The sequence below is a fragment of the Sphingobacterium haloxyli genome (assembly GCF_002980525.1).
Lineage (GTDB): Bacteria > Bacteroidota > Bacteroidia > Sphingobacteriales > Sphingobacteriaceae > Sphingobacterium > Sphingobacterium haloxyli.
In genome coordinates, this window is record NZ_PVBQ01000004.1 from 83,609 (window position 1) to 96,978 (window position 13,370).

The 13,370-nt window shown below is 44.2% G+C and carries 14 protein-coding genes; 10 read left to right on the forward strand and 4 right to left on the reverse strand.

The features are described 5' to 3' along the window. Positions 1 to 4: 4 nt before the first annotated feature. Positions 5 to 1,081, reverse strand: a complete 1,077-nt coding sequence (locus C5745_RS06095) for an endonuclease/exonuclease/phosphatase family protein (protein ID WP_105716110.1) — start codon at positions 1,079 to 1,081, stop codon at positions 5 to 7. A gap of 204 nt (positions 1,082 to 1,285) precedes the next feature. Here C5745_RS06095 and C5745_RS06100 point away from each other — a divergent pair, with 204 nt between their 5' ends. The 5 genes from C5745_RS06100 (at position 1,286) to C5745_RS06120 (ending at position 9,597) form a co-directional block, all read left to right on the forward strand. After that, positions 1,286 to 1,858, forward strand: a complete 573-nt coding sequence (locus C5745_RS06100; RefSeq protein ID WP_105716111.1) for an RNA polymerase sigma factor — start codon at positions 1,286 to 1,288, stop codon at positions 1,856 to 1,858. A 73-nt stretch (positions 1,859 to 1,931) separates the two neighbouring features. After that, entirely contained in the window at positions 1,932 to 3,056 is a 1,125-nt protein-coding gene (locus C5745_RS06105; RefSeq protein WP_105716112.1) for a FecR family protein, read from the forward strand. Positions 3,057 to 3,267: 211 nt separating this feature from the next. Next, on the forward strand, positions 3,268 to 6,747 hold the full coding sequence (locus C5745_RS06110) for a SusC/RagA family TonB-linked outer membrane protein (RefSeq protein WP_243403263.1): 3,480 nt from the start codon (positions 3,268 to 3,270) through the stop codon (positions 6,745 to 6,747). An 18-nt stretch (positions 6,748 to 6,765) separates the two neighbouring features. Next, complete coding sequence (locus C5745_RS06115) at positions 6,766 to 8,640, forward strand: RagB/SusD family nutrient uptake outer membrane protein (protein WP_105716113.1); 1,875 nt, start codon at positions 6,766 to 6,768, stop codon at positions 8,638 to 8,640. 27 nt (positions 8,641 to 8,667) lie between these two features. Further along, positions 8,668 to 9,597 (forward strand): DUF5017 domain-containing protein, encoded by a 930-nt coding sequence (locus tag C5745_RS06120; protein ID WP_105716114.1) that lies wholly within the window; start codon positions 8,668 to 8,670, stop codon positions 9,595 to 9,597. Positions 9,598 to 9,612: 15 nt separating this feature from the next. Here C5745_RS06120 and C5745_RS06125 read toward each other — a convergent pair whose 3' ends face one another. Both C5745_RS06125 and C5745_RS06130 read right to left on the reverse strand, forming a co-directional pair. Next, positions 9,613 to 9,840: a DUF1456 family protein gene (locus C5745_RS06125; protein WP_105716115.1), complete on the reverse strand. Its 228-nt coding sequence runs from the start codon at positions 9,838 to 9,840 to the stop codon at positions 9,613 to 9,615. 159 nt (positions 9,841 to 9,999) lie between these two features. Then, positions 10,000 to 10,629: an NAD(P)H-dependent oxidoreductase gene (locus C5745_RS06130; protein ID WP_105716321.1), complete on the reverse strand. Its 630-nt coding sequence runs from the start codon at positions 10,627 to 10,629 to the stop codon at positions 10,000 to 10,002. Positions 10,630 to 10,735: 106 nt separating this feature from the next. Between C5745_RS06130 and C5745_RS06135 the strand changes: the two genes are divergently transcribed. From C5745_RS06135 to C5745_RS06145, 3 genes are all read left to right on the forward strand, one after another. Continuing rightward, complete coding sequence (locus C5745_RS06135) at positions 10,736 to 11,137, forward strand: winged helix-turn-helix transcriptional regulator (RefSeq protein WP_105716116.1); 402 nt, start codon at positions 10,736 to 10,738, stop codon at positions 11,135 to 11,137. A gap of 189 nt (positions 11,138 to 11,326) precedes the next feature. Next, on the forward strand, positions 11,327 to 11,578 hold the full coding sequence (locus C5745_RS06140) for a hypothetical protein (RefSeq protein ID WP_105716117.1): 252 nt from the start codon (positions 11,327 to 11,329) through the stop codon (positions 11,576 to 11,578). 9 nt (positions 11,579 to 11,587) lie between these two features. Beyond that, positions 11,588 to 11,989 carry an SPW repeat domain-containing protein gene (locus C5745_RS06145; protein ID WP_105716118.1) on the forward strand — a complete coding sequence of 134 codons (402 nt, stop codon included), beginning with the start codon at positions 11,588 to 11,590 and terminating at the stop codon, positions 11,987 to 11,989. A 13-nt stretch (positions 11,990 to 12,002) separates the two neighbouring features. On the opposite strand, the gene C5745_RS06150 is transcribed toward C5745_RS06145, so the two are convergent. Next, complete coding sequence (locus C5745_RS06150) at positions 12,003 to 12,227, reverse strand: hypothetical protein (protein WP_105716119.1); 225 nt, start codon at positions 12,225 to 12,227, stop codon at positions 12,003 to 12,005. A 128-nt stretch (positions 12,228 to 12,355) separates the two neighbouring features. Here C5745_RS06150 and C5745_RS06155 point away from each other — a divergent pair, with 128 nt between their 5' ends. Further along, positions 12,356 to 12,958, forward strand: coding sequence for a class I SAM-dependent methyltransferase (locus C5745_RS06155; protein ID WP_105716120.1), 603 nt, complete (start codon positions 12,356 to 12,358; stop codon positions 12,956 to 12,958). 62 nt (positions 12,959 to 13,020) lie between these two features. After that, positions 13,021 to 13,362 carry a hypothetical protein gene (locus C5745_RS06160; RefSeq protein WP_105716121.1) on the forward strand — a complete coding sequence of 114 codons (342 nt, stop codon included), beginning with the start codon at positions 13,021 to 13,023 and terminating at the stop codon, positions 13,360 to 13,362. Positions 13,363 to 13,370 lie beyond the last annotated feature (8 nt).

A 13,370-nucleotide genomic window follows, 5' to 3' on the forward strand; every position in this document is an offset into this window, starting at 1 on the left:
CGGTTCACGAAGAAGGACGGTTATCGCTTTCTTCCTTCTTACCCTCTTCAACAAGTTCATTCACTTCCTCCATTTCGCCTGCTTCCAGATGCTTTACATCTTCATCCTGTTTTTGAGAGTCGGCTTCAACGTGGAAGGTGCAGCCAATCGGAAAGTGATCGGAGCCAACAGATGGATAAATGAATAGCTTGTCGATAATAATATCCGTACTATGAAACACTAGATCCAACGGGACTCTGAAAAACCAATATTTGGCATGGAAGGTCGATAGTATGCCACGTCCGATGCGCGCATCGATCAGCTCACTGGTCTTTTTGAACAAAATAGAGGACTTTGCCCAGGCAACATTGTTGAAGTCGCCCGTCACCAATACGGGCAAGGTATAATCCCTCACTTTCTTGGCTACTGAAAGCAGGTCGCCGTCTCTTTCTTTGGAATTCTCTTCTTCCGTCGGGCTGGGCGGCGGTGGGTGTACCGCAAAGAAAACAAAGCGATGGCCATCATGGGTTTCCAGCTCCGCTTCGATACTGGGGACATCATCTGCTACAAAATAATGGGTTTGTATATTTCTAACTTTTAGTTTCGTGTAAAAATGCATCCCATAGGTATTCTCCAAGGCAACTTTCTCTTGATAGGGGTAGTCCTTTTCCAGGCACTGCATAGCTTTTTCCCAGTTGGCGTTACTCTCCATCGTAACGAAGATGTCTGGCTGCTCTTGTTCGATAAGCTGGATAAAACGGTGGTATTCGTTGTTGTATTGGTAGATGTTGCATGAAATAATCTTTATCTTATCCGAACTAGAGGCTGTTTTTGTAGGTTTTTGCTTCTTCCAGAATTTTGTGTAGCGCATCAGGACATAAACATGATAGGTAATCAACAAAAACTGCAGGGACTGTATTGCCCAAAGCCAGCTCATCTCCTGTACATATACCATCATTACGCCGAAGACAATGATTTGTAGAATGAGAAGCTGTATTTTGATAAATTCGGCTACACGAAATATCCAGTGCTGATGTTGGATAAACGGCAGTACGCTTAAAAGAATTAAGAGAATAGAGATAACAGCGAGCGTCGTAGCCATATTGGGTATGTTGAATTGAAATACAGCTAAAAATAAGAAATTTAGCTGTAAAAGATAAAAGTCGCGCAAATTTAATGTTGTTAATTTAATCTCGGTCGTTTGGATTTATTGTTATAACTTTGTATTGTTGGCACCGATGACTAAACCTGAATTCATTTTCGGCGCTTCATAGTTTAATGTTATGTTTATACCTATATTGTAGATATGATGTCTTATAAACCGCTCGCTGATAGTGAACTATTACGCCTGATGTCGAAAGGAAAGGAACAAGCTTTCAACGAGCTGTTTAACCGTTATTGGGATAAGTTACTTCAAACAGCGATACATAAATTAGATGATGTTATGGAGGCGGAAAATATCGTTCAAGATGTGTTTGTGTCGTTGTGGAAGAGAAGGAAAGAGCTGAATGTAACAGGCAACTTTCAACATTACGTACTGGTAGCGGTGAAATATAGAATAATAAAAGCACTGAATCACCAACGCGTTCGACGCATTTATTTCGAGGAAGGACATGGCTCGGTAGACTTGTTAGATGATGCTACCCAGCAATATTTGGATTTTACTGAACTACGGCAACGGCTCGAACAACTCGTAGGTAATCTTCCCGAGAAAGCCAGATTGATTTACCGGATGAATAAAGAGGAAGGCATGAGTTATCGCGAAATTGCCTCAGAATTGGATATAACCGAAAAAGCAGTGGATGCACACCTTGTGCGGGTAAAAAAAGTTCTCCGTTCTGGATTGCAACGTTTTCTGTCCGTGTACCTATTCACATAAGACAGTTCTAGAAATAAAAAAAAAATGAAGGATTTGGTCTTGCCGGGGTACTTATTTATAAAGCACCTATTGAATGGCAAAGAACGACCAGAACACACGTATGCAGGATTTGGCCAACCGTTGGTTGAACGGCAGCCTGTCGGAAGCGGAACAACGCGAGTTTGACGACTGGTTCTCTAGTTCTGTAGATACCCCAATTTTTATCCAAGAGCATATTGCCTCGTCAAAAGAGGTGCATCGTCGTATTTTGTTGGAAAGGGTCTACAAAGAGGCAAAGATAAGGCGTCGTCACATACGGCTGCGGGTATATGGGGCTGTTGCGGCTGTCGTCTTGGTAGCGCTTATCGGTGTGTACGTCGTTGATGAGAAAGCAAACATGAATGTTGATAGCTCGCATTTCGTCGAGTTGGAAGATGTCGCCCCGGGAACGAATAAAGCCGCGCTCACATTGGCCGATGGTACGGTTTTAGATTTAAGTAGTGACCAAGAGGGTATTGTAATCGGAGATGAAATTACGTATACGAATGGGCGACGAGTTTTAGATGAACACCGTACTTCTTCGCTGATGATGTTGCATACTCCAAAAGGGGGGCAATACCGAATCGTACTGTCTGATGGATCTAAAGTATGGCTCAATGCGGCCTCCTCATTGAAATATCCTGCCGTATTTTCTTCGGAAGACCGTATAATAGAGCTCGAAGGGGAAGGGTATTTTGAGGTGGCCAACGATAGCAAAAGACCGTTTAAGGTGCTTTGTAGGGGACAGGAGATAGAGGTGTTGGGTACTGCTTTTAACGTTTCGGCATATTCGGAGGAAAACGAAATAAAAACGACGCTAGTCAGTGGTTCGCTAAGTGTCTCGGCACATCATTCGTCTGTTACATTAAAGCCAGGAGAGGAATCCGTATATAGTGACACCCGATTATATGCTCGGATAGCTGATGTTGAACGGACAATAGGTTGGAAAAAAGGCTTATTTCGATTTTCTAATACGGAGTTAAAAAAGGCGATGACGGAACTGAGCCGTTGGTATAACCTGGATATAGAATATAGAGGTGCTGTTCCGACAACATATTTTTCGGGCGAAATTGAACGGAACCTCCATTTGTCATCGGTGCTCGATATACTGAAGGAAAGTGGTCTCAATTTTAAATTGGAGAGACGTGGTTCTACCAACAAGTTGATCATTATGCCCTGAAAATAACGGAGTAATTAACAGATTGTATAACGTAATGAAAGCTGTATGATAAATCCATTTTTTTCCTAAGACTATTAGGAATACCGTCGAAGATAATACATAGCTGGATAGCGCTGTGAACACTATCCAGATGTGCTTAGGGCGGTTCAAATAGTACCGCTGTTTACAGCGGCTATGCTTAAATTATAAACCCTAAAACATAAACAAAGTTATGATTTTTAATCAAAAAGTCGAAGATATGTCTATTGGCGTGCTTTTGGCTAAAAAGATTTTGGTACGAATGAAATTGATATTGCTATTGACATGCATAACGGTATTGCAGGCCTCACCAAATAGTTATGCGCAACGGATTTCACTGAATGCTCGAGACATCCCTTTGAACGAGGCAATGCGCCAAATACAAGAACAAACTGGCCTCCGCTACTTTGTGAATGCCAAAAGTAAAACACAAGTGACGGTAAATGCGGTCTTGAAAGATGTTCCCTTAGCGGTAGCTATGGAAAAAATACTATCTGGTTTACCCTTTAATTGGACGCTAAAGGATAAGGTGATTGTCATTAACGAGAAAACCGGTTTTTCGTATTCGGGCCCTTCAAAAGTTGAGAATCAAGAAACGGTTCGTATTACCGGCGTCGTTTTAGATGAGGCCGGTAGTCCCCTCGAGGGGGCAACCGTATCTTTGAAAGAGAACTCGATAACGACGGCAACCAACAAAAAAGGGCAATATAGTATGAGTCTTCCTAAAGGCAATTATACGGTCGTATTCAGTATGGTTGGCTACAATAAGCAGGAAGTTTCCTTTAAAGGGAGTTCTCCAGTCAACGTTAGGTTATATCCAACATCGGGTGAAATAAATGAAGTAGTCGTTGTCGGGTACGGTACCGTAAATCGAGAAGACCTCACAGGTTCTGTCGGTATTGTAAAAGTGGAAGAATTGGCGAATGCACCGGTGGTCTCGTTTGATCAAGCGCTGGCAGGGAGAATAGCGGGGGTTCAGGTCTCTGCGAGTGAAGGGCAGCCGGGGGGTGAAGGGATTAACATCGTTATCCGTGGTGCCGGCTCACTGACACAAAGTAACGCGCCTTTATATGTCGTGGATGGTTTTCCGATAGAAGATTTTGATCCGGGTTCACTGAACATGGACGATATCGCATCTATGAATATACTGAAAGATGCATCTGCAACAGCGATATATGGCGCTCGTGGATCGAATGGTGTGGTTATCATTGAGACCAAAAGAGGTAAGATTGGAGCGCCGGTCGTGACGTATAATGGTTCCTATGGATTTCAGGAAATTATCAAACGTATGGAGATGATGGATGCTTATGAGTTTGTACGTTATCAGGCCGACAGGGGCAATGGTCGCCGTTATTTCGACGACTCGACGACCACGCTTGAAACGTATCGAGGTATGGAGGGCATAGATTGGCAGGATAGGCTTTTTCGCAACGGAGCGACAAATATCCACAATGTAGCGGTCAGGGGCGGTAATGATCAGACAAAGTACTCCATATCGGGATCGGTTTTTGATGCGGACGCCGTTATTATTAATACGGGAAGCAATCGGTATCAGGGTAGATTTTCATTAGAACAGACATTCAGTAAAAAAGTGAAAGGGGGAGTTGATGCAAATTATTCTAGCAGAATGGCGTTTGGACGGGAGGCGTCTTTGGCCAATGCGGGTGGTTCGGCCACCAGTTACTTACTCTACGCAACGTTGGGATATCGACCGGTCACAGGGAGCGTAGACTTTTCATTAGATGATTTAGGAGATGATATGATGGATGAGGATGTAAACCCATTGGAAGATTACCGGATTAACCCGATTATATCAACACAGAATGAACATCGGGAAGTCTTAAGAAACAATCTTATTGCCAACGCTTACCTTTCTTATGAAATTATAAAGGGTTTGACCTTGAAGGTGACCGGCGGGTTAAACAGCCTTAATTCAAGGTCAGAGAACTTTTATAATTCGTTGACATCTCGCGGAACGCCTCTTTTACCTTCTAATTCACGTGGGCAATGGGGATCGAAATCGTTCTCCGAACGTATCGCTTGGTCTAACGAAAATATCCTTACGTATAAGACGAGGATTAACAAGGCTCATCAGCTTGACCTAATGGGTGCTTATAGCTTGCAGGAAAGCAGAAATGAGTCGGGAGGTTATACATCGATACTTGTTCCGAATGAGTCCTTAGGAATCCATGGACTTCGACAAGGTACGCCTTTGGGAACTTCGGGAGGGGCTTCCATTTTTAGATTACAGTCGTATCTGGCGCGGGCTAATTATAATTATGATTCGCGGTATTTGTTCACCGCTTCATTTCGTGCAGATGGATCATCAAAATTTCTAACCGCTAATAAGTGGGGATTCTTTCCTTCGGGGGCGTTTGCATGGCGTATGATAAACGAACCGTTTATGAAAAACCAGAACATTATCTCGGAAGCAAAATTGCGTGTCAGTTACGGACTGACGGGAAATAACAGGGTGTCAGATTTTGCTGCGTTCGCTTTAGTGGACCCTAATAATAACGCAGCTTATTCTTTTGGAAACCAAACCCCTACGCAAGGCGTGAATATATCCAGTTTAGGCAATTCGCAATTGAAATGGGAAACAACGGAACAGATCGATATAGGTTACGACATCTCTTTCCTGAAAAACAGGTTTGCATTCACGGTAGACCTCTACCGAAAAACGACTAACGACCTTTTGCTAAACGCCAATATGCCATACCACACGGGTTTTACAAGAGTTTATAAGAATGTTGGAAAGGTGCGGAACCAAGGGATCGAGTTGACACTCAATACCGTGAATGTAAAAACGAAAGATTTTAGCTGGCAGTCTAATTTTAACATCAGCTTTAATAAAAACAAGATATTGGCGTTGACGGAGGGTGAAAACAGTATCATCAATAACGTAACGTGGGAAACAGCGTTTAACAACACGCCAGCATATATATCGAAAATAGGTCAACCTGCGGGACAGATGTATGGTTACATTTGGGACGGTATCTATCAGTTTGAAGACTTCAATGAAATAGCACCTGACGTATATGAATTAAAAAGCCATGTAACCACGAATAATAATGATAGACAGAACATCAACGTGAAGCCGGGCGATATAAAATATCGAGATCTGAACGGGGACGGCGTGATTAACCAGTATGACCTGACGGTAATAGGTCGTGGCATTCCTATCCATATTGGTGGATTTTCTAATAATTTCACCTATAAAAACTTTAGCCTTGGTGTATTTCTTCAGTGGTCTTACGGCAACAGCATCATGAACGCGAATAGACTTATTTTTGAAGGGTCAACGCGATTAAGCCTTAATCAGTTCGCGTCATATGCCGACCGATGGACACCTGAGAATCCTTCTAATGAACATTATCGTGTAGGAGGTTGGGGACCTAACGGTATCTATTCGTCTAAAATAATTGAGGACGGTTCGTTCCTGCGTTTGAAAACAGTGTTCTTCGGGTACAGCTTGCCGAAGACGTGGATCAGGCGTGCGAAAATACAGGATTTGACCTTAACAGCATCAGCACAGAACCTGTTCACATGGACATCGTATTCGGGCTTCGATCCGGAAGTATCCTCTAAGCACTCCGTGCTTACACCTGGATTTGACTACTCGGCCTACCCTCAAGCACGTACTATTGTGTTTGGGATTAAAGCTACATTGTAAAACATAGTATTGAAAATCATGAAGAAAAGATATTTTATAATTGTCGTGTTACTGCTGTTCCATTTTGCAGCTTGTAAAAACTTTTTGGAAACGACGCCAATGGATGCGTTATCGCCGGAAAATTATTATGAAACGGAAGCGCAGCTTAGATCGGCTCTCGCAGGCGTTTACGATAGGATGGGCCGGCCGCAGACGTTTGGTGACCAAATGCTCGGCCGAATGGGGCTTGAAGGAGACGAGGGCTATTACGCACGTAGTTCAGCCCGGGTAGGAGTGGCGGTCTACAGCACGGAACCATCCGATGCTCGGATCGCTAACAATTGGGAGCATTGGTATGAAGGTATCAATAGAGCTAATTTTTTACTCGCAAATGCGGATAAGGTAGAGATGAACGAAACTGAATTGGCAGCAATTAAAGGGGAAGCTCTGTTTTTACGCGCTTTCTACCATCTGATATTAGTGAGCAACTGGGGTGCCGTACCCTTGATGTTAGAACCGATCCGTTCGGCCGACCAAACCGTAGCACCTCGCGTTCCAGCTCGTGAAGTATATGAGCAAATACTCGCGGATATGAAACAAGCAGAAGGTATGGTGAAGAGTATCTCCGATATAGGTCATGGCGGACGGGTCAGTAAGTCTGCGGTAAGGGGCGTCTTGGCGCGGGTATGTTTATACATGGCCGGCGAACCTATTAATGATAGCAGTAAGTATGCGGAAGCTAGGGCTTGGGCAAAGAAGGTCATCGATCCGGCTCCTGAAGATGGATTCCAGCACGACCTCAATCCGTCTTATCAACAAGTGTTTATTAATATGTGCCAAGATCGTTATGATATTAAAGAATCCATATGGGAGGTAGAGTTTTATGGAAATTCGGCGGACGCTTTCCAAGAAAACGGACGGGTAGGAAGCAACAATGGAATTGCTTATTCTGGCGAAGATGAAGCGTATGGTTATAGCTATGGTTTTCTCCAGATTACAGGGCGGCTATGGCATCTCTACGAGGATGCGGCTAGTTTATTGTCGTCTGATGAACGACGCGAGTGGGCTATCGCGCCGTATCGCATAACCGGAACGCCTGCTGTTGAAATACCGTTTACGGTAGCACAAATCTATGAGCGCACAAGTGGTAAGTGGCGTCGTGAGCTGGAACTGGTTGAGCCTAAAAATAAGAACGCCGGACCCATTAATTTCCCGTTGCTGCGGTTTTCGGATGTACTATTGATGTTTGCCGAGGCAGACAATATGGTAAACCAGACACCTTCCAGTGAAGCCATAGAGGCGGTAAACAGGGTTCGCAGGAGAGCTTACGGAAAGTATCTTCCTCAGGAATCGGTGCGCATGGTTCAGGTGACTAATGGCGGCACGGGCTATACGTCTGCACCTACAGTAACCATCCTCGGTGGGGATGGTACTGGAGCGACGGGCAAGGCTTTTGTTAATGCGAACGGAGCGGTGACCAGAGTCAAAATAATAGAGGAGGGAATGAACTACACAACGCCACCGCTTATTGTACTGACCGGTGGTGGCGGATCCGGAGCAGAGGCGGTCGCGCTACTCAGCAAGCGGCAAACGAGTAATCCGGATCTAACAGACGATCAAACCGCTACCCAGGAAAGTTTTCAAGAGCTCATTGAAAACGAAAGAGCCAGAGAGCTTTGTTTTGAAACGTTGCGAAAGCATGACCTTATTCGGTGGGGTAAGTTTATGATCAATATGAAACGCATAGAGAATGACTTCATCAATGGTGACTCGCCTGTACCGCGGGCTTCTTCGGGGACCGCTTATGGTGTACTTAGTTTTCAGAATGCTTCTCCACGTGATATGTTATGGCCGTTTTCGCCGCGTGAGATGGCACTGAACAGGGGCTTGACCCCGCAGAATCCTGGTTGGTAATAAGTATGATAAAATATAATTAGCGATATGAAAATACGTTTAATCGGAATAATATTGTGCCTAGCAATATTGAATTCCTGCGAAAAGGAAGAAGCAGCGGATATTTCCACTTTTTCCGTACAGCCCGCGAGCTTAACGATAAAAGCGGGTGAAGAGGCTAAATTTCTCCTGACGGGCGACCCAGGACAACTTTCTTTCTATTCTGGGGAAGTGGGCAACGCATATGATTTCAAGGATGTATCCAGAATTGACAAGGTAAAGGATCTTATTTTTGCATTTGACGCGCATAATACGCCGACAGAAGCCGTGCAGGTCCAGCTGATGTTCTCCACAGACTTTAATGGGATTTATAAGTATGAAGACGTAAGTAATGCCACGTGGCATGACGTAAGCTCCAGATTTCATTGGGCAACCCCAGCTCCCTGGCAAACGAGCTGGCAATCATCCGGAGCGGTGAATTTGGCGGATATGCTCGAGGGTGGAAAACCATTTTATATTGCCTATCGATATATAGCGCCACCGGTTCCCGAAGGAGCTATTCCGGGCAGGAATTGGAGAACACGTTCACATGCGCTTCGCGTCAACACGGAATATGGACATACGGTCGATTTAGCTTCTTACAGAACGATGGACTGGAAGCTCGTGAAAAAAGATACCTTGTTGACGTCTTCTAGTACCGTTGCTTCAACGATCCTGTTGCTTGCGGCGACTGCTGGATACCGATTGGAATATGAGGAATGGGGTATCTCCAAATCATTTCAGGTGGATGAAATTAATATGGGTGTAGACAGGAGTGTGCCTATAAAAGGTTACGCAGATATGCCATTGTATGAATTTACGCACGTATACGCCGAGGCTGGTACATATACCGCCACATTTGTTGCTTCTGATAAAACGGCATATAATGATAAGGAAACGGTGAAGCAAGTGAATATTACAGTAGTGGAGGAGCCTTAGACAATGATGGTCAAGTTAGTGACGAGCTCGAGGGCCACGCTTGTAGATAATCAATCCGTTTAGGAAATTTCGGAGTAATTGGTCACCACAAGGTTTGAAATTCGGATGGTCTTCTTTGCGGAATATAGCGCTCAGTTCGGTTTTCGTTACCTTGAAATCCACTAGGGATAATACTTCGACAATATCGTCGTCCGTGAATTTTAAAGCTACGCGGAGCTTTTTCATGATATCATTGTTACTCATGACGTAAAGATAAAAAATCTACGCGAAAAAAAAGCTTTTTTCGATGCATGGGTGACCTCGTACGGCTCTTCCGTAATAGGCTGAGCGGTATATTTTGGCGGTTGGAATCCCCGGATGTATAGTTAATCCGGGGATTTTTTTAGTAAGGCGGCACCTAATTTAGCCTACTTGGGGGGCAAACTCGTCAACGGGTAGTCGCACTTTTTTGAGAGATGCCAGCCAATCTTGCTCTTGATCACGATAGCCCAATGATAATAGTACGACACTGCGTAAGCCTTTTTCCGTTAAACCAAGGATACGATCTACCTGTGCGGAGTCAAACCCCTCCATCGGCGTTGAATCCACCTGTTCTGCGGCAGCTGCAATTAACGCGGTGCCGAGTCCGATGTATGCTTGACGGGCACTCCACTGAAAATTTTCCTCAGCCGTACGTGCCAACAGGTAACTTTCTAGCATCTTTTTAAAGTCTGCGAGTTGCTCTACGGGTATAGACCGTGTAGCTGCTGTGCGTGCCATAAAGTCGTCAATCATACCCTGATCAATATTCGTGTAGGCTGCAAACACAAGTAAATGCGATGCGTCTGCAATTTGAGTGTTGAAAGAGCCAGCTCCCAGTTCGGCGCGGAGAGCTTTGTCTTTGACCACGATAACCCGATAAGGCTGTATGCCGACCGAGGACGCGCTGAGATTTGTCGCTTCGAGAATGCGACGGATCTTGTCATCGTCTACGGATGCTTCTTTGTATTTCTTTACGGCATAGCGCCACGATAATGCTTCTTGTAATTCCATTTGTAATCTTTTTATAAAACCTAGGCAAATATCCGATAATTTGGTGTAATTTTGTAACCAAGGGACAAAAAGTAATAGTGACATTCGGGTAACTAAGTGACATTTTATGGAAAACAAAGTAAAAGAAGTGCCTTGTGAAGGACACGAGTATTCAAATTGCGACAAACACATTGCCGCGGTACACGACACCATGGACGTGCTGAATGGTAAATGGAAAATCACCATTATCTCTTTGCTGGGCTTTGGAAAACGGCGCTATTCAGAAATACTGAAGGAGGTAACGGGAATTTCCGGAAAAATGCTTAGCAGAGAACTGAAGGATATGGAAATGAACCTATTGGTAAAACGCACGGTGATCTCCGAACAGCCGATAGCAGTGGTGTATGAGCTTACTGATTACTGCGTGGATTTACTTCCGGTAATCCACGGTTTGGCGGATTGGGGTACGAAGCATCGACAGTGTATCGTCGAACAGTTTAAACAGGAACGTGTGGAGGTGCCAGCATAGACCGACTCGGAAGAAAAGTAGGTGTTTTTTACGCTTGACCCGTATAAATCAGGTGTGCCGAAGAATGACGGATGGAAAGTAGGTAATAACTACGCGTTTTTTGCGTTGCGGCCAACCATTTAGGGCGCTGTTTGTCTACTTATTAAAAGCCGAATAGGGAAGTAGGCTTATGGTAATAAGATAAAAGCTATGTCATTAAAGGAACCAGTTTTAAAGATCGTAAATAAGGAATATGAGCCCTTAACAATGGTCGAGCGTACGGTGGGACGGAATAATTTGATGTTCAAAACCGACGAAGCTGGGAGGCCCGTCTTACTGTTTATAGGTAAGAAAGATGCGAATGGTCATATCATGGGTGATCGTTATAGTCGACGATTAAAATTCGATGAAAGCGGAAACCTCATTAAAGATCATTGGGAGCGCAAAGGAGAAGCTACTTAAATCAAAAAGATGATGAGAAAATTAATTCCAACACACTGGCACGCATTTATGGACTATATATGGAGCGTCGTGCTCCTAGCGGGTCCTTGGTTATCAACTTTTCATGAGGTAGAAGCCGCACGAATTACAAGCTTGGCTGGCGGTGGGCTTATTGCCTTACTGACTGTACTTACAGCCAGCGAGGGCGGCATCGTACGTATAATACCGATGAAGGTACATTTGGCGATGGATGGTGTACTAGGGGCCTTTCTTATCGCGGCGCCTTTTCTGTTTGGGTTTAGCGAAGAGACTCATCTCTTTCATATCGTCATGGGACTGATTATTTTAGGCGCTGCGTTTTTTACTGAAACGAGGCAAGAAAAACATGCGCCCCCCAGACCTGTTACCGGACCGGAGGAGGGCGGAATGTGACGGTGCTGCAGCGCTAGTCCTCCTCTTCGTCGGCAGGGACATTGCCCGCGGCGTTTCCGGCAATATCACCACCTTCTTTGTCACGTTCATCCAACTGATCGGTCTCTTTGATATTGTCTTTTTCGTCCTCGTCCTTCGATTCTTCCTGGGGAAAGTTGCTGTAATTTGCTTTTTCGTTTTCTGCAACGCCGCGCTCGCGGTCTGTTTGTGGTTTTTCCTTGTGTTCGTTCGTATTCATATCTTTTCTATTTACTTATTACCCATAGAACAGCTGGTGTAAGGTATAGTTTCAAATTTTAGGAAATGTCGCTTACGTGACGTAGATAGTAACTGTTCTTAGTACATTTGGGAAGCAAAAAAAACGAAATGACAGAATTTTGGGAGAATAGTTTTCTGGATAAACAAGAAATGTGGGGACTTGAACCGGCTAGATCGGCCGTGTTGGCAAGCGATCTTTTTAAAGAAAAATTGGTAAAGAATGTACTCGTTCCTGGTGCCGGATACGGCCGCAATGCACAAGTATTTAGGCACAGTGGTATGGATGTAGAGGGGATTGAAATATCAAAAACCGCTATAGAACTAGGCAAGAAGAACTATGGGGATACGATACCTATCCACCACGGATCCGCAACGGATATGCCATTCAACGATAAAAAATACGATGGGATTTTTTGTTATGCGCTAATCCATCTCTTGGACCAAAAGGATAGAAAAAAATTGATTCACGATTGCTATAACCAATTAACGCAGGGCGGACTGATGGTTTTTACGACGATTACAAAAGCAGCACGAACTTACGGACATGGAACGGAGATTGGGAAAGACCGATTCGAAATGTTCGGCGGCGTCAAAATGTTCTTTTACGACGCGGAAACGATACAAGAAGAGTTCGGAAACGTAGGTTTGTTAAGTGTTACTGAAGTCCAGGAAGCCTTTCCTTTCTATTTTATAACCTGTAAAAAAGGATAAGCGTAAATCGCGTTGAAAACAAAAGGTATCTATAAACGTTTGTTTAATAGATATATATCATTATGAATATTCTTGATTTTGACAATATAAAGCTAGAACAGTTAAAAAAGGAGTCCGCCGTTCCCAAAGCTGTTGAGGACCAGGTCGAAGAAACGTGGCTGGTTAATTACGGCGATGAGCCGGTCGGCGTCGGTCTCTTTTTCCCGGATGGTGATAAGTGCGTGATGGCTATTGTCGGAAAAACCGATGAAGACAAAGTCGTACTAGGCACCTATGGCACGAGCGATGACCACGCTAATCTTATTTATCATGCCCTCGAAATTGCTTTTCAGGGTTATTTGAGATCTGTTAGGGGGGACACGGTGCTTGGTGACCCGCCCATTGATGAGACAATTGATGAGTAAGGATCAAT

Excerpts from the sequence above, each read along its gene's own strand:
- C5745_RS06120 (WP_105716114.1), top strand. The coding sequence starts at position 8,668 with ATGAAAATACGTTTAATCGGAATAATATTGTGCCTAGCAATATTGAAT.
- C5745_RS06115 (WP_105716113.1), top strand. The coding sequence starts at position 6,766 with ATGAAGAAAAGATATTTTATAATTGTCGTGTTACTGCTGTTCCATTTT.
- C5745_RS06140 (WP_105716117.1), top strand. The coding sequence starts at position 11,327 with ATGTCATTAAAGGAACCAGTTTTAAAGATCGTAAATAAGGAATATGAG.
- C5745_RS06150 (WP_105716119.1), bottom strand. The coding sequence starts at position 12,227 with ATGAATACGAACGAACACAAGGAAAAACCACAAACAGACCGCGAGCGC.
- C5745_RS06100 (WP_105716111.1), top strand. The coding sequence starts at position 1,286 with ATGATGTCTTATAAACCGCTCGCTGATAGTGAACTATTACGCCTGATG.
- C5745_RS06155 (WP_105716120.1), top strand. The coding sequence starts at position 12,356 with ATGACAGAATTTTGGGAGAATAGTTTTCTGGATAAACAAGAAATGTGG.
- C5745_RS06095 (WP_105716110.1), bottom strand. The coding sequence starts at position 1,081 with ATGGCTACGACGCTCGCTGTTATCTCTATTCTCTTAATTCTTTTAAGC.
- C5745_RS06145 (WP_105716118.1), top strand. The coding sequence starts at position 11,588 with ATGATGAGAAAATTAATTCCAACACACTGGCACGCATTTATGGACTAT.
- C5745_RS06160 (WP_105716121.1), top strand. The coding sequence starts at position 13,021 with ATGAATATTCTTGATTTTGACAATATAAAGCTAGAACAGTTAAAAAAG.
- C5745_RS06135 (WP_105716116.1), top strand. The coding sequence starts at position 10,736 with ATGGAAAACAAAGTAAAAGAAGTGCCTTGTGAAGGACACGAGTATTCA.
- C5745_RS06110 (WP_243403263.1), top strand. The coding sequence starts at position 3,268 with ATGATTTTTAATCAAAAAGTCGAAGATATGTCTATTGGCGTGCTTTTG.
- C5745_RS06125 (WP_105716115.1), bottom strand. The coding sequence starts at position 9,840 with ATGAGTAACAATGATATCATGAAAAAGCTCCGCGTAGCTTTAAAATTC.
- C5745_RS06105 (WP_105716112.1), top strand. The coding sequence starts at position 1,932 with ATGGCAAAGAACGACCAGAACACACGTATGCAGGATTTGGCCAACCGT.
- C5745_RS06130 (WP_105716321.1), bottom strand. The coding sequence starts at position 10,629 with ATGGAATTACAAGAAGCATTATCGTGGCGCTATGCCGTAAAGAAATAC.